The sequence below is a fragment of the Candidatus Accumulibacter necessarius genome (genome assembly GCF_036625085.1).
On record NZ_JAZKUM010000007.1, the window covers coordinates 122510 to 139471 of the forward strand.

At 64.7% G+C, this 16962-nt stretch carries 17 protein-coding genes; 12 read left to right on the forward strand and 5 right to left on the reverse strand.

The features are described 5' to 3' along the window. Positions 1-522: 522 nt before the first annotated feature. From V5B44_RS18870 to V5B44_RS18880, 3 genes are all read right to left on the reverse strand, one after another. Positions 523-1335 (reverse strand): SIR2 family NAD-dependent protein deacylase, encoded by an 813-nt coding sequence (locus V5B44_RS18870; protein ID WP_332360578.1) that lies wholly within the window; start codon positions 1333-1335, stop codon positions 523-525. Further along, the gene (locus V5B44_RS18875) at positions 1336-2235 is read right to left on the reverse strand and encodes a radical SAM protein (RefSeq protein WP_332360581.1); all 900 of its coding nucleotides are present in this window, start codon (positions 2233-2235) and stop codon (positions 1336-1338) included. A gap of 181 nt (positions 2236-2416) precedes the next feature. Continuing rightward, a complete protein-coding gene (locus V5B44_RS18880; protein ID WP_332360583.1) occupies positions 2417-4261 on the reverse strand; it encodes a cation:proton antiporter domain-containing protein in 1845 nt (614 codons plus the stop codon). Between the two features lie 413 nt (positions 4262-4674). On the opposite strand from V5B44_RS18880, the gene V5B44_RS18885 reads away from it, so the two are divergent. Both V5B44_RS18885 and V5B44_RS18890 read left to right on the forward strand, forming a co-directional pair. After that, positions 4675-5664, forward strand: coding sequence for a hypothetical protein (locus V5B44_RS18885; protein ID WP_332360585.1), 990 nt, complete (start codon positions 4675-4677; stop codon positions 5662-5664). A 155-nt stretch (positions 5665-5819) separates the two neighbouring features. Further along, positions 5820-6248, forward strand: a complete 429-nt coding sequence (locus V5B44_RS18890; RefSeq protein WP_332360587.1) for a hypothetical protein — start codon at positions 5820-5822, stop codon at positions 6246-6248. 11 nt (positions 6249-6259) lie between these two features. Here the strand turns inward: V5B44_RS18890 and V5B44_RS18895 are convergent, their stop codons facing one another. Continuing rightward, positions 6260-6754, reverse strand: coding sequence for a C40 family peptidase (locus tag V5B44_RS18895; RefSeq protein WP_332360589.1), 495 nt, complete (start codon positions 6752-6754; stop codon positions 6260-6262). 47 nt (positions 6755-6801) lie between these two features. Here V5B44_RS18895 and V5B44_RS18900 point away from each other — a divergent pair, with 47 nt between their 5' ends. From V5B44_RS18900 to V5B44_RS18940, 8 genes are all read left to right on the forward strand, one after another. Further along, positions 6802-8253, forward strand: coding sequence for an NAD-dependent succinate-semialdehyde dehydrogenase (locus tag V5B44_RS18900; RefSeq protein WP_332360592.1), 1452 nt, complete (start codon positions 6802-6804; stop codon positions 8251-8253). 21 nt (positions 8254-8274) lie between these two features. Beyond that, entirely contained in the window at positions 8275-8931 is a 657-nt protein-coding gene (locus V5B44_RS18905; protein ID WP_434735483.1) for a glycine-rich domain-containing protein, read from the forward strand. A 253-nt stretch (positions 8932-9184) separates the two neighbouring features. Then, positions 9185-10198, forward strand: a complete 1014-nt coding sequence (locus tag V5B44_RS18910) for a L,D-transpeptidase (RefSeq protein ID WP_332360594.1) — start codon at positions 9185-9187, stop codon at positions 10196-10198. 375 nt (positions 10199-10573) lie between these two features. After that, the gene (locus tag V5B44_RS18920) at positions 10574-11158 is read left to right on the forward strand and encodes an isochorismatase family protein (protein WP_332360597.1); all 585 of its coding nucleotides are present in this window, start codon (positions 10574-10576) and stop codon (positions 11156-11158) included. Continuing rightward, complete coding sequence (locus V5B44_RS18925) at positions 11151-11426, forward strand: DUF1272 domain-containing protein (protein WP_332360599.1); 276 nt, start codon at positions 11151-11153, stop codon at positions 11424-11426. Before V5B44_RS18920 ends, V5B44_RS18925 begins: the two co-directional genes overlap by 8 nt. A gap of 5 nt (positions 11427-11431) precedes the next feature. Then, entirely contained in the window at positions 11432-12322 is an 891-nt protein-coding gene (locus tag V5B44_RS18930; RefSeq protein ID WP_332360601.1) for an EamA family transporter, read from the forward strand. Continuing rightward, on the forward strand, positions 12319-13320 hold the full coding sequence (locus V5B44_RS18935; RefSeq protein ID WP_332360603.1) for a GlxA family transcriptional regulator: 1002 nt from the start codon (positions 12319-12321) through the stop codon (positions 13318-13320). The genes V5B44_RS18930 and V5B44_RS18935 overlap by 4 nt, the downstream gene beginning before the upstream one ends. A 116-nt stretch (positions 13321-13436) precedes the next feature. Then, the gene (locus V5B44_RS18940; protein ID WP_332360605.1) at positions 13437-14312 is read left to right on the forward strand and encodes a DMT family transporter; all 876 of its coding nucleotides are present in this window, start codon (positions 13437-13439) and stop codon (positions 14310-14312) included. 217 nt (positions 14313-14529) lie between these two features. Here the strand turns inward: V5B44_RS18940 and V5B44_RS18945 are convergent, their stop codons facing one another. Next, complete coding sequence (locus V5B44_RS18945) at positions 14530-15345, reverse strand: dienelactone hydrolase family protein (RefSeq protein WP_332360778.1); 816 nt, start codon at positions 15343-15345, stop codon at positions 14530-14532. A gap of 202 nt (positions 15346-15547) precedes the next feature. Between V5B44_RS18945 and V5B44_RS18950 the strand changes: the two genes are divergently transcribed. Further along, the gene (locus V5B44_RS18950) at positions 15548-16297 is read left to right on the forward strand and encodes a helix-turn-helix domain-containing protein (RefSeq protein ID WP_332360607.1); all 750 of its coding nucleotides are present in this window, start codon (positions 15548-15550) and stop codon (positions 16295-16297) included. Between the two features lie 177 nt (positions 16298-16474). Beyond that, positions 16475-16918 (forward strand): cache domain-containing protein, encoded by a 444-nt coding sequence (locus tag V5B44_RS18955; protein WP_332360609.1) that lies wholly within the window; start codon positions 16475-16477, stop codon positions 16916-16918. Positions 16919-16962: the final 44 nt, after the last annotated feature.

The following is a 16962-nucleotide window of genomic DNA, read 5'->3' on the forward strand; positions in this document are numbered from 1 at the left end:
TTAGCGTCCGTCCATGGCCGGTTGGGTGAGGTCGCCAAAGGCGGCTTTGTAGCATTCCCATTCGCAGAACCCTGTTTGGGCTGACCGGCCGCTCTGGAGAAAACTAGCTGACTGGAAAGGGTCGGTTGCCGTCAGTCAACCACGAACGAAGCAGTGACCGCTCATGGCTTGGAGCCGCCAGCCAGTCGAGCAGTTGCTCGAACTGAGTGCGAACGGCCGGATCAGTTTACAACAGTGGTTCTGATTTCTCTAGCTACTGGCAGCCACTGGCCCGCGGTGGTCATTGAACTTTACCAACGTCGAGCGGCAGGCCCTGCTCCTGCTGCGGTCATTCGCTTTGCATGAAGGCGACCCTTGTTCCTCTGGGTGAGCCAACATGCCTGCCACGCCTGATGGCCGCCCGTGCGCCGCAGCTCTGGGAGAGCAAGGGCTACTGATCGAGACGGCCGACGCAGCGCAATGAGGCGTTTCGCTGTTAGCTCCGATGACTTGTCGAGTTGCGGACAACGCGGGGCGCGAATCCTATGGCAGGTACGCGTCAATCGCGCGCAGGGCGGCGAGGCCTCCCGCAGCAATCGACACGCCCCGGTCCGGCGACAGCTCCGGCTCGGTCGGATTGATGCGGATCAACGGCCCCGGTAGCCGTTCACCCAGCCTGCGTACGGTCGGGATGTTGGTGCCGGCACCGACCTCGATGACCAGCACGTGCCTGACCTGTCGTAGCCAGGCGTGCAGGCGCGCTTCCTGGGCTTCACTGCGCGTTGCTGTCCACCCCCAGTCACCGAACATCAGGATGTTCGGCCGGGCAATTCCCCGGCAGCGGGGGCAGAGCGGGAATTCGGAGCGGAGCAGGCATGCCTCCTCGTCAAGCTCGGGCTGGAAGTCATCGGCAGGCCAGATGCCATCATGGCAGCCGTCGAGGCACTGCAGGTGATGGATCGAGCCGTGGCACTCGGCGACGCGCTCGCCGGCGAAACCGGCTTTCTGGAACTGGCCGTCGACGTTGCTGGTGAACACGAATGCACCCTGCGGCAACTCCTCGGCTATTCGGCGCAGGATCTGGAAGCCGTCGTGCGGGATTGTCTGCCGGTAGAGATTGAGCCGATGGCCATAGAAACCCCAGGCCAGGCGCGGATGCCTGGCGAAGGCGGCCGGATTGGCGATCTGCTCGAAGGCGATTCGTGCCCGGCCGAGCGCCGGGTACACGCCCCAGAAGCCCTGCGGTCCGCGGAAGTCGGGCAGGCCGGAATCGACGCCGATGCCGGCGCCGGCGGTGACGAGCAGGCCGTCGGCCTGACGGATCAGCTCTGCGCAGCGTGGGTAATCGGCAGCCAATTACAGACCTCGTGCCCAGGCCGGCCGCAGCGGCGTCGCTTCCGGGTGGACGATCGCCTGTCGCACCTGATGCAGCAGGCGCGCCTTGTCGGCGCCGAGCGTTCCCTTGAGCACCAGCCAGTTCGACGCATGATCGCTGCGGAAGACCGTTCGTTCGAGTTCGAGGCGTTCGAGAAAGTGCTCCATTTCGATGAACAGCTCGTGCTGGCTGAGCGGCCGCCAGTCGGGGAAGCTGGCGCGGAAACGTTCCTCGCCGAGCGGAAAGCTGACCACCAGCGTCGCCAGATACTCGGGCTGCGTCGCATTCGCCAGCCGGGCCGAGCTCTCGGCGTGGCGCAGCGAAAGCTGCGGCCCACCGAGGCCGTTCAGAATCATCACCGAGCGGGTGATGCCGGCGGCGCCAAGCTTGTCGAGCGCGTCCAACGTCGAGGCGAAGGTCTCGCCCTTGTTGACCCGTTCCAGCACTTCGTCATCGCCCGACTCGGCGCCGAGGTAGGCAATCGACAGGCCGGCGGCGGCCAGTTCGCGCAACTCCTCGAGCGACTTCCGGCGCAGGTTGCGTGGCAGGCAGTAGCTCGATACGCGGCGCACCGCGGGCAGGTGAGCGCGGATGCCGTTGAGGATATTGAGCAGGCGACGCGTCGGCAGCACCAAGGCATCGCCGTCGGCCAGGAAGACCCGCCGGATTTCGCTGCCGAAGCGTTCGCCGGTGAGGCGGATGCTTTCCAGGACCTCGGCTTCGTCGCGTGCCCGGAAATGTTTCTGCGGCGCTGTGTACATCTCGCAGAATGTGCAGTGATTCCACGAGCAACCGTCGGTCACCGGCAGGATCAGCGATTGTGCCTCGCTTGGTGGGCGGAAGACGGGTTCGACATAACGGATGGGAATGGCGTGCAGCATGTGACCGGCGGCTGTGGAGGCAGGATGAACGGATCAATATTAACGCGCTTTTGGCTGCCGTTGCCTGCTTCCCTGCGGTCCAGGCCCGCTGGCTGCTGACAACGACTGCTCGCGCCGGGCAGGTCCAGCCCTTCTCGCGTTGCCACCCGCGGTCGGTGACCTCGCAAGGTGTCAGCGACGGTCAGTCCTTGGCGGGTGCCCTCCATGTGGGGGCACCCTCCGGTCCGTAGCGTACCAGGGCGTAATCTGCGCGCCGCACGCCGTGCAGCAGCAGGTTGGTTTCGTCGGTGGAGATGCCCAGTGCCTGCAGGGTTTCCGCCGCCAGGCGCAGGCTCGCTTCGAGGGCCTCGGGGAAGGCTGTGTTGACCCCCGCACGCAGCAGGGCGTCGCAGCTCATCAGGTCGCGGGCGCGGGCGACGATGGTCACCTGCGGCGCGTGCGAGCGGATCATTGCCGCGGCACGAACGGCGACCGCCTGGTCGTCGATCGTCAGTACGACCAGGTCGACCCGTTGTAGCGCGCCGGTGGCGAGCAGCTCCGGGTCACCGATATCACCATAAAACAGGGGGTGACCCTCGCTGCGCCACTTGGCGACCAGTGCGGCATCGGTCTCGAAGGCGATGTAAGGGATGCCGCTGCTGGCCAGGATGGTACCGACCGTATGGCCGACGCGGCCGTAGCCGCCGATCACTACGCGCGCTGCGGATTCGTCGCCGTGCGCGGAATAGCGAAAGCGTTCGTCAATGCCGCTCGCTTCTTCGACCCGTCGCGTCGCCAGCCAGTTGCCGAGCTTGACCAGAACGGGCGTCAGCAGCATGGTCAGCGAGATGACCGCGACGGCCATCACGAAGACCAGGTCGTCGATCACGCCGAGCGCCTTGGCCGCTCCAAAGACGACGAAAGCGAACTCGCCACCCTGGGAAAGCATGAACGCCACCCGCCACGCCGTGCTGCGTCCAGTGCCGAAGATGATGCAGAGCACATAGAGCACCGCCACCTTGATGCTGATGATCGCCAGGACATGCAGGGCGAACTGCAACGGGCGCTGCGCCAGCGCGGCGACGTCCACCGACATGCCGACGGCGACGAAGAAGAGGCTCATCAGCAAGCCCTTGTGCGGCTCCAACGTGGCCTCGATCTGCAGGCTGTAGCGCGAGGTCGAGAGCATCATGCCCATCAGGAAGGCGCCCAGTGCCATCGACATACCGGCAAGGTCCATCGCCCAGGCGGCAGCGAAGACGGCGGCCATGGCGGTGAGGAAGAACGCCTCGCGGTTGTTCCTTCTGGCTAGGTGGTCGAGCAGCCGTGGCACCAGGTAGCGGCCGGTGACGATCACCAGGGCGACCATCGCGATCGCTCCCGCGATCTGCTTCACCAGCGGCATCTCCTTGGGCATGGGTCCGCTGTCGGCGAGGATGGGCACCAGGGCGAGCAGCGGTACGACCGCGAGGTCCTGCATCAGCAGGATGGCGAAGGCCGTCTGGCCATGGCGGCTGGCAATCTCGCCCTGATCCCTGAGCATCTGGATGACGAAGGCGGTGGACGAGAGGGCGAAGCTGGCGCCGACCAGCAGAGCGGCCGACCAGTTTGGCAGGAACAGCTTGAGATACAGGGCAATGACCAGGGTCGAAACGACGATCTGCAGCGACCCGAGTCCGAACAGCGTTCGCCGTAGCTCCCACAGGCGGCGCGGCTTCATCTCCAGGCCGATCAGGAACAGCAGCAGCACGACGCCAAGTTCGGTGAAGTGGCGTACGTCGTCCACCTGGGTGGTGACGAAGGGCCCCGGCGTATGCGGTCCCACGATGATGCCGGTGACCAGCAGGCCGAGAATCGAACCCAGACCGAAGTGCCGGAAGACCGCGACGGCGATCGAGGCAACGATGAGCAGCAGTACCGCGGAATAAACGAAGGATTTGGGGTCCATGATCACCTTGTCGACCGGTCGGAGGAAAGCGTGGTTCCTGATGGCCAAGGGAGGATTCCCGGAGGATCGCTCGCCGCCGACCTTGAGCAGACTGTCCATGCAGCGGCTCTGCCGATGGAGGCAGAAGACCAGAAGCAGAGTGCTGCCCTTATCGTATCCTGATTCGGCACCTGTTCACTCTGCAGTCGACGAAAATGCAGTGCCTTGAGCCCCGCAATGCCGCCCGCCAGGTCTTCCTCCAGCCTTTGTTGGTTGCCGTGCATACGAGGCAACGCCTCAGAAAGAATGGTTGCCCTGAGCTTCTTGGGCGACGCTTGACGCGTTAGCACGTCGACCGGAACGCCGAGGAGTTGCAGCTGTTCATGGCGGATGGCACCGGGCGAGGCGGGATTAGGATGGCTTTTTGCCCTTTTGAAGCTCATGGAATAAGATTTGGAACTGACGCTGCTTGGTGGGGGCTCATATGCTCTCAATGGTGCCGTTGGATTTCCTATACTTCGGAGGAACATCGAATGGTCGACAGGCTTGCTTTCGAGGATCGCCAAGGGATGAGCCCGGAATCCCTGCCAAAGGCGAGCCCCCGCCGGCTGGTTACAACGGGCCCGGCGCTTGCCCTTGCTGCCGTTGCCTCGGTCGTGCTGCTGGCGACCGGGCCGCTCCGTGCCCAAGGCGCGGCGGAGGCGCTGTTCAGCGACGAGGCCGGACGGGTCGGCATCGGAACGAGCAAGCCGGAGACGAGGCTCGATGTGGACGGGAACGCCCGCATCAAGGGCACGCTCGAGGTCGCGGGGGACGCCCCAATCACCGGTGCGCTCGACGTCGGCGGAGACGGCAGAGTCGGAAAGACCCTAGACGTTGGCGGTAACGCCAGGATCAACGGCACGCTCGACGTCGCCGGGGACGCCCACACCAAGGGCTCGCTCCTTGTCGGCGGCGAGACCCCGATTTCGAGCCAATTCGATGCTCGCGGCAATGGTCACCTGGGGGGTAACCTCCACGCCGGGGGGGATGCCCGGGTTGATGGCATGCTGAACTCCCGCGCGCGCTACCAGAGGGACGACGAGCCGGAAGCGTCCTACGAGATCTCACCCCGCTATCATCTGTCGTTGACCGCGCGGAAGTACGGCGGCAGAACCAGGACCATTCCGATGGATACCTTGCTCGCCCTGTGCGCCGATCCCGACGGCTGCCAGATTCGGCTGGCCGCCACGCGTTGGGCCGGCGACGGTCAAACGGCAAGTGGGTCCGTCTTCTTCACCTTCTATTACTCTGCCGCTGACGGCAATTGGCGGGCGAGCGAAACGGCTGCGGCTGGTGCAACGGGCGTCGATGGCAATGGGAGGACCGAGCATGCCTTCAACCTCTGGAATGCTTGCTTTCTTACGGACGGAAAATATGACAGGTTTGTGGACCAGGGCGACAAAGAAAAAGGCATGCAATTGCTGGTTTGGAACGGACAGGTGAATGCAAACCGCACTTGCGAGCTTACCATCATCGACTGAAGGCAACGAGAGCAGCTGGCGTTACCGGTCGTGCCAATCGTCCTGTCGACTCTCTGTGTTCTTCGCGACCCTTGAGCAATGCTAAGATCAGCCATCTGTTCACCTTGGCTGGCCGCCTCGCGGATACCGTCAAAGGTCTTTCAAGGAGTTTCATCATGCAGCGCGCAAGAATACTGGTCGCCATCGGGCTGGCCGTCGCCCTGACCCCTTTGTCTCTGGCTCAGAGCCACCTGAAGCTGCCGAGCAGCCAGGATGACTATCGCGAGTTGATCGAGGAGGAGCGCAGCGGACCATGCGAGCGCTGCGGCGTGGTGACGGCGATTCGCAGCCAGACGCATGAGGGACCGCGGCCGCGGAGTCCGGCGCCGGCGATCGCGCCGAGTCTGGTGACGGCGCCGATCATCGGGACTGGCAGCGCCGTCGAGGATGCGCGCCACGCCAACGCGCCGGTGACTACGTACGTCGTCACCGTGCGTTACGAGGATGGCACCTACGCCTTCATTGAGCAGTACGACGAGCCAGTGGTGAGCAAGGGCGACCGGGTACGGGTTTTCGAGGGGCGCGTCGAGTTGCGCCAGGACTGATTGGACCGGACCTAGTCGAAGAAGGTCCGCGCAGTCTCGAAACGTTGCGCGTAGTAGCGGGCGTCGAGCTGGTCGATGCGTATCCGGCCGCTGCCTGACGGCGCGTGCACGAAACGCTTGTCGCCGATGTAGATGCCGACGTGCGAGAAGGGGGCGTTGCGGGTGTTGAAGAAGACGAGGTCGCCCGGACGCAGGCCGCCACGCTCGATCGGACGCCCGCGGCGGGCGATGTCGGCGGCGCTGCCACTGACCTTGATGCCGGCCGCGCGGCCGTAGATGTACGACACCATGCCGCTGCAGTCGAGACCGGCTTCGGGATTCTTGCCGCCGAAGCGGTAGCCGGTGTCGATCAGGCCAAGCGCAAAGATCACCACGTCGTGGGCTTTCTCGCTGGCCGCCGGGCGATCGGCCAGCCCCGGTGTCGGGCGCGGGGGCGCCGGCGGCTGGCTCGCGCAGGCGGCCAGCAGCAGCGAGACGGTGCAGGCGATCAACAGGTGGACACGCATGGTGCACAGTATAAACTGCCGCTTTGGAGATTTTCGGGGGAAACGTCATGCGTCTTGCCGATCCGCGCCTGCTGCGCACACGGTGTTACCTGGATGGTTGCTGGCTGGCCGCCGATGATGGACGCAGCTTTGCCGTGAGCGACCCGGCGAGCGGCGGCAAGCTGGCCGAGGTGCCACTGATGACGGCGGCCGAGACGGCACGGGCGATCGCTGCCGCGGCGGCAGCCTTGCGGGCGTGGCAGGCAAGGACGGCGAAGGAGCGGGCGGCCGTGCTGCGCCGCTGGTACGAACTGATCGTCGCCAGCGCCGAAGACCTGGCGCAACTGATTACCGCCGAATGTGGCAAGCCGATTGCCGAAGCGCGTGGCGAGGTCGCTTACGGCGCTTCCTTTGTCGAGTGGTTCGCCGAGGAGGGCAAGCGGGTCTACGGCGAGTCGATCCCGAGCCCGGCAAGCGATCGACGCTTGCTGACCATCCGGCAGCCGGTCGGCGTTTGTGCCGCGATCACGCCGTGGAACTTCCCGCTGGCGATGATCACGCGCAAGGTCGCGCCGGCACTGGCGGCTGGTTGCACGGTGGTGGTCAAGCCGGCCGAGCAGACGCCGCTGACGGCGCTGGCGCTGGCGCTGCTGGCCGAGGATGCCGGTCTGCCGGCAGGCGTCTTCAATGTGCTGACCGGCGATCCGCTGGCAATCGGTGGCGCACTGACCGCCAGCCCGGTGGTGCGCAAGCTCTCGTTCACCGGTTCGACCGAGGTTGGCCGCCTGCTGATGGCGCAGTGCGCGCCGACGATCAAGAAACTCTCGCTCGAACTCGGCGGCAACGCACCTTTCATCGTTTTCGACGATGCCGATATCGCGGCGGCGGTCGAGGGGGCGATCATTGCCAAGTATCGCAACACTGGCCAGACCTGTGTCTGCGCCAACCGGCTGCTGGTCCAGGACGGGGTTTACGACCGCTTTGTCGAGCAACTGGCCAGGCGCGTGCAGTCGCTCACGGTCGGGCCGGGCAGCGAGGAAGGCGTCGCTCAGGGACCGCTGATCGACGCGGCGGCGCTGGCCAAGGTCGAGGCGCATATCGCTGACGCCGTGGGCAAGGGCGCGCGCGTGCTCACCGGCGGCCGCCGGCACGCATCCGGCGGCACCTTCTTCGAGCCGACGGTGCTCGCCGACGTGACGCCGGCAATGCGGGTGGCGCGCGAGGAGACGTTCGGGCCGGTGGCGCCGGTGTTCCGCTTTACCGAGGAGGCCGAGGCCGTCGCCATGGCCAATGACACCGAGTTCGGCCTCGCGGCCTATTTCTATGCGCGCGATATCGCGCGCTGCCTGCGCGTCGGCGAAGCGCTGGAATACGGCATGGTCGGCATCAATACCGGCCTGATCTCCAACGAGGTCGCGCCCTTTGGTGGCGTCAAGCAGTCCGGCATCGGCCGTGAAGGCTCCCGGCATGGCATCGACGAGTATCTCGAGATCAAGTACCTGTGCTTCAGCACGGTTTGAAGTCGCGAGCGGGGAACGGAATTGATCAAGCTGGTGATCTTGCTGATGGTGATCGGACTGATTGCCGCGGCAATCGTCTGGTGGCGTGCGCTGATCAGGCAGCGCGAAGGCTTTATCGATCGCTACCCCTATGCGAAGTTTCTTGACCGGCGTCTGGCCGCGCGTCGGCCTGAGCTGAGCGAGGCGCAGCGGGAGCTGGTATTCGATGGCTTGCGCGAGTATTTCCAGCTCTGCCGCGAATCCAGGAAGCGCCTGGTGGCGATGCCTTCGCAGGTGGTCGATGATGCCTGGCACGAGTTCATCCTGTTCACCCGCCAGTATCAGCAGTTCTGCGAACGAGGACTCGGTCGCTTCCTGCACCACACGCCTGCCGCAGCGATGCGCTCGCCAACCGACGCTCAGGATGGCATCAAGCGCGCCTGGCGGTTGGCGTGCCAACGCGACGGGATCGATCCGCAGTCGCCGCAGTCGCTGCCGCTGCTTTTCGCGCTTGACGCAATGCTCGGCATTGCCGGTGGCTTCGTCTATCAGCTCGATTGTCTTGCAGCGGTGCAGGCCGGTGCCGGAACCGGCTTCTGCGCCGGCCATATCGGCTGCGGCGGCGGCGGTTGTAGCGGCGGCGATGGCGACGGTTCGGCTGGTGACGGGTGCAGTGGCGGCGGCTGCGGCGGCGACTGAGGTCGCGCGGGTGTCCGGACAGACCGGTCCGTCAGGCCTTTGCGGGAGAGCGCATTGGTATTGGTCTGCGGGCAGATTTTTTCAGCGTGCCCATGTCGCAACATCACCAGGAGAGACCACGCGTTCGTGACGCCGTGTCCGGCAATCGCTTTGCCAGAGTCCTGCTGAAAAGCGGCGGCCGAGTCGTAGATCGCTGACCCGTCCCGGCGTAGGCGGTGGTCTGATCCCTTTCTTTTTCTTTCAAGGAGCATAGATGAAACCAGCCTACGACCGCCGAACCGCCATCCTGAAACTCGCCGCGCTTGCCTCATCGCCACTTTTCGCCGCCTCCACCTCCTGGGCGACAGAAGTGGTCAAGGAGATCGCTGCGCTCAAGCCCGGCGAGTTCACCTGGCATCCGGACCGTTCACCCAAGGGGGCGGTGGCGGTGGTCGTATCGATTCCGCAACAGCGGGTGCACGTTTACCGCAACGGCATCCGGATTGCGGTCGCCACCTGTTCGACCGGCAAGCCGGGCCACGAGACGCCGACCGGCGTGTTCACCGTGCTCCAGAAGGACAAGGACCATCACTCGAAAACCTACAACAACGCCCCGATGCCGAACATGAATCGTCTGACCTGGGACGGGGTCGCGCTTCACGCCGGCAATCTTCCCGGCTATCCGGCCTCGCATGGTTGCGTCCGCCTGCCGATGGACTTCTCGGAAAAGCTCTGGGCAGTGACGCACATCGGCACGCCGGTGATCATCGCCGGTTCGCACAGCGATCCCTGGGAGTTGACGCATCCTGGCCTTGTCCTGGGTGCCGACGCCGGTGAGGAGCTCGAGTTCGCCGTCAATAGCCTGACGGAGAAGCGCCATCCCGCTGACTGGGGCGAGGCCGCGGAGTATCCCGTGACGACGGTCATCGCCTCGACGGCCGATCGCAAGATCGAGTTGATCGAGAACAGCAAACTGATCGCCCAGGGTTCCGTGACCATCAAGGGTGACGCCAAAGACCTCGGTTCGCATGTCTTCATCCTGCGGGGCGGGGATGAGGCGGGCAAGGGGCTGTCATGGCACGCCATCAGCCATCACGAAAAGCCGGGCGTCAGTTATGCCGGCGGCAATCAGGCGGATGAAGTCGTGCCTGTCCGGCTGCAGGCCAGCGAGGCCTTCCGGGTGGCGATGAAAAAGAGCATGCATCCGGGCATGGTGCTGATCGTGACCGACAACCCCTTGCACCCCGATCGGCGGTCGGGCGAGGACTTCGTCATCATGTCGAGCTGACACTGTTCCTGAACATCATCCTCCCAGCGACCGACGAGTTCGCCGCCGCCGGTTTCGCCGGGCTGGTCATTGCTTTCGGTGCCTCGACCACCTGGTCGTCGTCGCCAATGGTGAGATGGCGAGGTCGCAGGTCACCATCACATCGGGGTAGTAAAAGGCGCCAGACCGGGCGATGCGCAGCTTGGCGTCGGCGATGAAGGCCCGACACGAGGTGCCGCGCAGGCAGGATCGAAGGAGCGTTGCGCACCGTAGTGGCACCGGTGAAGCACGAGCATATTACGGCTGATTTTGTCCCTTTCTTGTCCACTTGCGGTATGGCTTATCTTGTTTAAGGCGTCTATCATCCGGTCATGACAAAACCAGTGAGGTCCCGAAATGTCCGTAAATGACAACGCCAGCGTTCGGCGCTCGGCTCTGATCGTGATTGACGTTCAGGAATCTTTCCGCCACATGCCTTTCTGGTCGGAGAGCGATCTGCCCGACTTCAGGGCAGCCTTGCTCAGGCTTGACGCGGGCTGTCGCCAGCGCGGCGTGCCTGTGGTGCACATTTTCCACGTCGGTCAGGCAGGGCCGTTTACCGAGGCATCAGGATACGTGCGGGCGCTCCAGTGGCTGCCGGGTTCGCCTGCGGCATGCTTCTTCAAGCACGCGCACAACGCCTTCTCCGACACCGGTCTCGATCTGTGGCTGCGCCGCCGTGGTATCGATCACCTGATCGTCGCCGGCATCCGCACCGAACAGTGCTGCGAGACGACGACGCGGGTCGGCTGCGACATCGGCTACGCGATCGACTTCGTCAGCGAAGCGACGCTGACCTTCCCGATGACGCATCCGGCGAGCGGCCGCATCTATTCAGCAGAGGAGATCAAGGCGCATAGCGAACTCGTCCTGGCCGGGCGCTTCGCGCGCGTCGTCAGCGTCGACGACTGTCTGGCCGGCCTCGGAGACGACAATGCTTGAACTGCGACCGAACTGCGAATGCTGCGATCGCGATCTGCCGCCTGGCTCGCCGCAAGCGATGATCTGCTCGTTCGAATGCACCTTCTGCGCCGACTGCGCGACTACGATACTCGCCTGCCGTTGCCCGAACTGCGGCGGTGAGTTGCTGCGGCGCCCGATTCGCCCGGTGGACAAGCTGGCAACGTCGCCGGCTTCGACGCAGCGGGTGTTCAGGCCCTGTGTCAGCGATAGCCGGCTTGCCGGGCTGGTTGCGACCGCGCCGGCCTGAAGCGCATGCGGCCAATCGACCTGCTTCTGGCGCTGCTGGTGGTGGTCGTCTGGGGTCTCAACTTCGCGGTGATCAAGATCGGTGTCGCCGAAGTGCCTCCGCTCTTGCTCGGTGCCTTGCGCTTCCTGTTGGCGGCCTGTCCGGCGGTGTTCCTGCTGCGACCGCCGAAAGTGCCCTGGCGCCTTTACCTGGCGTACGGGATGACCATTTCGGTCGGTCAGTTTGCCTTCCTGTTTTCGGCCATTCACCTCGGCATGCCCTCCGGGCTGGCTTCGCTGGTGTTGCAGTCACAGGCTTTCTTCACCATGCTCTTTGCCGCGCTGTGGCTGGGCGAAAGCTGGCGCCGCAGCCAGCTCGCGGGGCTTGTGCTGGCGGCCTGCGGTCTGGGGTTGATCGGTTCGGCGCACGGTCTGTCGATGCCGCTGACGGGATTTCTGCTGACCATCGCTGCTGCTTCGATGTGGGCCGCCGGCAATATAGTGACGCGCGCCGTTGCGCGCTGCGGCCCGATCAACCAGCTCGCCTTTGTCGTCTGGGCAAGTCTGGTGCCGCCGTTGCCATTTCTCGCGTTGTCCCTGCTGATCGAAGGGGAGCCGGCGATGGCCGAGGCGCTGACCGGTTTCAATTGGCGTTCATTTGCCGCAGTGGCCTATCTCGCCTGGGCAGCGACGCTGCTCGGCTATGGCTTGTGGACACGTCTGCTGTCGCGTTATCCGGCCAATCAGGTGGCGCCGTTCAGCCTACTGGTGCCAGTGGTCGGGCTGACAACCGGCTGGCTGGTGTTTGACGAAGCACTGCGGCCGGTGCATTTCGCCGGCGGTGCGCTGCTGATGCTCGGTCTGGCGGTGAATCTGTTCGCCACTCGGCTGCTGGCCTGGGCGAGAGCACGACCATGACGCTCTCGGTGTGGTTCGTGCTGACCCCCAACGTGTTGATGCTCGACTATGCCGGGCCGGCTGAGGCCATGCGCATGGCCGCCGAGATGGGTGGCGACCTGGTGGTCCACTCCTGTGCGCCGGTGCCGCGCCTGCGGACTTCACTGGGAGTGGAACTTCTCGGACTGGCGGGCCTCCCGATGCAACTGCCGCGCAACAGCCTGGTGATCGTGACCGGCAATGCCTGCGAGGCAGAGGACTACGCGCGGCCCGAGGCGAAGGCGGTAGTGGCATGGCTGCGCGGCGCGCTGCAGCCGGATACGCAGGTGGCGAGCATCTGTTCCGGTGCGCTGCTCTTGGCCGCGGCGGGCCTGCTCGACGGCCGGCGGTGTACCACACACCACAGTCTGATCGAAGCGTTGCGGGTCGCGGCACCGGCGGCGAAGGTCGAGGAGAACCGGATTTTCGTCGAAGACGGACGGGTACTCACCAGCGCGGGTATCACGACCGGCATCGATCTGGCGTTGTATCTGATCGAGCGGTACGTCGGGGTCGTGATTGCTGCCCGCGTCGCGCGCCGGCAGGTTGTTTATCAGCGCCGTGGTGGCCACGAGCCGCAGCTGTCCCCGTGGCTCGCCCACCGCAACCATCTCCACCCGGCCGTCCATCGCGCACAGGACGCCATTGCGTTGGATCCTGCTCGCTGCTGGTCGCTCGAAGAACTGGCCGGGCAGGCGCACGTCAGCGCCCGCCATCTGGCGCGGCTCTTTGCCGAGCATGCCGGCATCAGCGTCGTTGGCTATCAGCAACGGCTGCGGGTCGCGCGGGCGCGCGAACTGCTCGCCGACCGGCAACTGTCGATCGGGCGCGTCGCCGAGCTGGCGGGTTTTGCCTCGGCGCGCGATTTTCGGCGCGTCTGGCAGCGCCACGAAGGTGGCGCACCGAGTGCGCAGCGGGCCACGCTGGACCGCAATGGCATGGCTGCTGCAAGCGACGAGCGGCAAGCCACGCCCCGATGAACCAGAAAAGCAGGAACGATTCACGCTTGCACAGGCGTGATGCCGGGTAATATGCTCCGGATCCTTTTTACCCTGCGGCGGGGAACTCGCCGGGCCAGGCCAGGAAGTGCTACCCGATGAGACTACGCGATCTGAGTGACCTGATTTTGCTGGCCGCGCTGTGGGGTGGCTCCTTCCTGTTCATGCGCTATGCCGCGCCGGCGTTTGGTCCGCTGCCGCTGATCTGGCTGCGCGTCGCGATCGCCGCGGGGTGTCTGGCGCCCCTGCTGATCCTGCGCCGGCAAGGCAGGGCGCTACGCGAGCACGCCTTCGGTATCGCGCTGATGGGCGTTTTCGGATCGGCGCTGCCTTTCGTGCTGATTGCCTGGGCGATGTTGTCGATTACGGCGGGTCTGGCGTCGATACTCAATGCCACGGTACCGATCTTTACCGCGATGATCGGCGCGCTCTGGCTAGGCGAACGCCTCGGCATTTCTCGCGCTGCCGGTCTGGTCGTCGGTTTCGCCGGCGTGCTCTTGCTCGCCGCTGACCAGGCCGATTTCAAGCCTGGCGGCAGCGGCTGGGCGATCGTCGCCATGCTGTTGGCGACGCTGTCTTATGGCTTTGCCGCCAACCTGACCCGGCGTCTGCTGGGCGGCGTGCCGGCGCTGGTCAGCTCTGCCGGTTCGCAGATTGTCGCCGCCGTGCTCCTGCTGCCCTTTGCCGTCTGGTTCTGGCCGACCGTGCAGCCCGGCTTGATGGCCTGGTCGGCGGCCATCGTTCTCGGCGTCGGCTGCACCGCGCTCGCCTTTCTGCTTTTCTTCCGCCTGATTGCCAACGTCGGCGCTTCGCGCGCCGTGACGGTGACCTTCCTGATCCCGCTCTTCGGCGTCCTCTGGGGCAGCCTGTTCCTCGGCGAAAGGCTTGCTGCCGGCATGCTCGTCGGCGGCGTCATCGTCGTTCTGGGAACCGCGCTGGCGACCGGCGTGCTGCGTTGGCCGGCTCGCGCCTGAGCGAGAGGTATGGCGTCTGATCGTGGTTTCGCCGATGATCGACCTGGGGGCGAGAAAGGTCGCCGAGCACTTGGGGGTCGAAACCTACGGCGATGCCAGCGAGGTGGAGTCGACCTGAGGTTGGGTCAGGAAGTTGGCGCCGATCAGCTGATGTGATGGCAGATGAGCGGCGCAACGCGCGCATGCATCTGCGACCACCGCACTCGCGTCGAGTAGATCAGACGCCGTGCTGCCGGAACCACGCCTGCAGGCGGCGCCAGCCATCCTCCGCATCGTCCTTGCGGTAGCTCGGTCGATAGTCCGCATGAAAGGCATGCGGCGCCTGGTCATAGACATGGATTGTCGACGTCTTGCTGGCCGGATTGGCGGCACTGGCGAGCGCCTCGCTCATCTGGTCTACGGTTTCGATCGGGATGCCCTGATCGATTCCGCCGTAAAGCCCGAGCACCGGCGCGTTCAGCTTGCCAGCGATGTCGATCGGCTGCCTGGGGGTCAGTTCGCTGGTCTGGCCAACGATTCTGCCATACCAGGCGACGCCGGCCTTGAGCTGTGGATTGTGCGCGGCGTACAACCAGGTAATCCGGCCGCCCCAGCAGAAGCCGGTGATCCCCAGGCGATTGACGTCACCAGCCTGGGCACCGGCCCAGGCGACGCAGGCGTCGAGGTCGCTAATGACCTGCCCATCCGGGACCTTGCTGACCACCTTGCTCAACAGTTCCGCCACGCTCCCGTACTGCCGCGGGTCACCCTGCCGCGCGAAAAGCTCGGGCGCGATGGCCTGGTAACCAAGCTTGGCCAGACGGCGGCAAACATCCTTGATGTACTCATGGACACCGAAAATCTCCTGCACCACGAGGATGACCGGCCAGTTGCCGCCGCTTGCCGGTTGTGCGCGATAGGCTGGCATCTCGCCGCCGGCAGCCGGAATCTTGACCTCGCCGGCAGTGAGGCCGACGCTATCGGTTGTGATGATGGTCTGAGCGGCAACCGGTTGTACGGCCAGGGCGAAACCAGCGCCCAGGGCACTGACCATGAACTGGCGTCGGCTGAAGGGACTGGCGGGAACGAGGCTGTCAAAATCGCTGGTGCGGCTCACGGATGTCTCCTCTGATGGATACGGGTTTTGTGTATGATGCTACGAGACTGCGTCCTATGACCATGGACGAAGCAATGAATTCAGTCGGATTTGATCACCTCGCGGTCCGCCTGTAGTCACTTCCAGGAAAGGATGAATCATGACCAGCCCACCCTCACCAGTAGAAAAACGGAAGGCTTCGGTTCCCAGGCGAAACACGAAGAAGCCCGCTGCTGAAGCGACGACCGAGATTCGTCCGCCGGCAGAGCCCGGTCTCGTTGATCAGATGCGCGCCATGGCCGGCCGATTGCTGGACATCAGTGCGACGACGGTGCTTGCGGGGCGGGCGATCGAGACTGCCGGCAAAGTGAGCCGGGCGCTGCAGGAGGGCCATCCGATCGATGCGGCAAGTGAGGTCGTGCGAGCGGTCTTGCCGAGCATGGCGGAACCGGCTGCCTGGGGCCGGACCGGTGCGGTACTCCGCGCAATGCGTGAGACGGCCGGCCTGACCATCGCAGAAGTCGGCGCGGCCATAGACCTCAAGGACCCGTCGCTGATCGAGGCGATCGAGAACGGCCGCATCGCCCTCTCGTTCGAGCTGATTCTGCGACTGGCGGCGGTCTTCGGCCGCAATGACCCGGTGGGTTTTGTCATGCGGCTGACGCGCAGTTCCAATCCGGAACTGTGGAAGAGCCTGGAAGGGCTGGGCGTCGGCAAACTGGTGCTGCAGACGGTGCGCGAACACCAGTTCGTCAACGTCTATCGCAGCAATGACGATGCCCGTGCGCTCAGCGATGAGGAGTTCGCAGAGATTCTGAGTTTCACACAAGCCGCCTTTGAGATGGCGATGGCTCTACGCGCCCGACATCGTGCTCAGTGCAGCATTGCCGTTGCCGACCACGACGAGTGAGCCTGCGGCGGAAGCGGCTTCTCGTGCGCCAGCCGGGAGTCGCACTTCAGCAATCTCATGATGTTCGTCACACCGGCCGGTTTTGAGCTACCATGAGGCGCGAGTGGGGTTTCCCTGCTCGCTTGCGATACACCAGCACTTCGTTTGCTGTGTGATAACTTGAAAAGGAGACTTACGATGCTGCGTCAATTAGCTGTGGTTTCAGCAATGGCCTTTCTCGGATCTGTCGGTACCGCCATCGCGGCGGAGTATGGGACGCCTGCCGAGGCGAAAGCCATGCTCGAAAAGGCCGTCGTTGCAGTCAAGGCCGACAAGGCCAAAGCGCTTGGGATGTTCACCAAGGGTGAAGGTGGCTTCAAGGATCGCGACCTCTATCCGTACTGCGGTGGGCCGGATGGAAACTTCACCGCTCATCCGACATTGGTCGGGAAGAGCCTGAAGGATCTCAAGGACAAGGCGGGCAAGCCGCTGGGCGCCGAAGTCTACGCGGCAGCCAAGGACGGCTCGATTGCGGAGGTTTCCTACGTGTGGCCGCGCCCTGGCCAGACTGATCCGGTGGCCAAGGTCGTGTTCGTCACCAAGGTCGCCGACCAGGTGTGTGCCGTCGGCTATTACAAGTAGTTCTCTTGCCAGCCGGGCTGACTGATGGATATCGCAGTGGTCCG

Bases quoted from the DNA above. Each gene is read 5' to 3' on its own strand.
- V5B44_RS18940 (WP_332360605.1), top strand. From the start codon at position 13,437: ATGAGACTACGCGATCTGAGTGACCTGATTTTGCTGGCCGCGCTGTGG.
- V5B44_RS18900 (WP_332360592.1), top strand. From the start codon at position 6,802: ATGCGTCTTGCCGATCCGCGCCTGCTGCGCACACGGTGTTACCTGGAT.
- V5B44_RS18885 (WP_332360585.1), top strand. From the start codon at position 4,675: ATGGTCGACAGGCTTGCTTTCGAGGATCGCCAAGGGATGAGCCCGGAA.
- V5B44_RS18955 (WP_332360609.1), top strand. From the start codon at position 16,475: ATGCTGCGTCAATTAGCTGTGGTTTCAGCAATGGCCTTTCTCGGATCT.
- V5B44_RS18950 (WP_332360607.1), top strand. From the start codon at position 15,548: ATGACCAGCCCACCCTCACCAGTAGAAAAACGGAAGGCTTCGGTTCCC.
- V5B44_RS18890 (WP_332360587.1), top strand. From the start codon at position 5,820: ATGCAGCGCGCAAGAATACTGGTCGCCATCGGGCTGGCCGTCGCCCTG.
- V5B44_RS18925 (WP_332360599.1), top strand. From the start codon at position 11,151: ATGCTTGAACTGCGACCGAACTGCGAATGCTGCGATCGCGATCTGCCG.
- V5B44_RS18930 (WP_332360601.1), top strand. From the start codon at position 11,432: ATGCGGCCAATCGACCTGCTTCTGGCGCTGCTGGTGGTGGTCGTCTGG.
- V5B44_RS18880 (WP_332360583.1), bottom strand. From the start codon at position 4,261: ATGGACAGTCTGCTCAAGGTCGGCGGCGAGCGATCCTCCGGGAATCCT.
- V5B44_RS18910 (WP_332360594.1), top strand. From the start codon at position 9,185: ATGAAACCAGCCTACGACCGCCGAACCGCCATCCTGAAACTCGCCGCG.
- V5B44_RS18920 (WP_332360597.1), top strand. From the start codon at position 10,574: ATGTCCGTAAATGACAACGCCAGCGTTCGGCGCTCGGCTCTGATCGTG.
- V5B44_RS18945 (WP_332360778.1), bottom strand. From the start codon at position 15,345: ATGGTCAGTGCCCTGGGCGCTGGTTTCGCCCTGGCCGTACAACCGGTT.
- V5B44_RS18895 (WP_332360589.1), bottom strand. From the start codon at position 6,754: ATGCGTGTCCACCTGTTGATCGCCTGCACCGTCTCGCTGCTGCTGGCC.
- V5B44_RS18935 (WP_332360603.1), top strand. From the start codon at position 12,319: ATGACGCTCTCGGTGTGGTTCGTGCTGACCCCCAACGTGTTGATGCTC.
- V5B44_RS18875 (WP_332360581.1), bottom strand. From the start codon at position 2,235: ATGCTGCACGCCATTCCCATCCGTTATGTCGAACCCGTCTTCCGCCCA.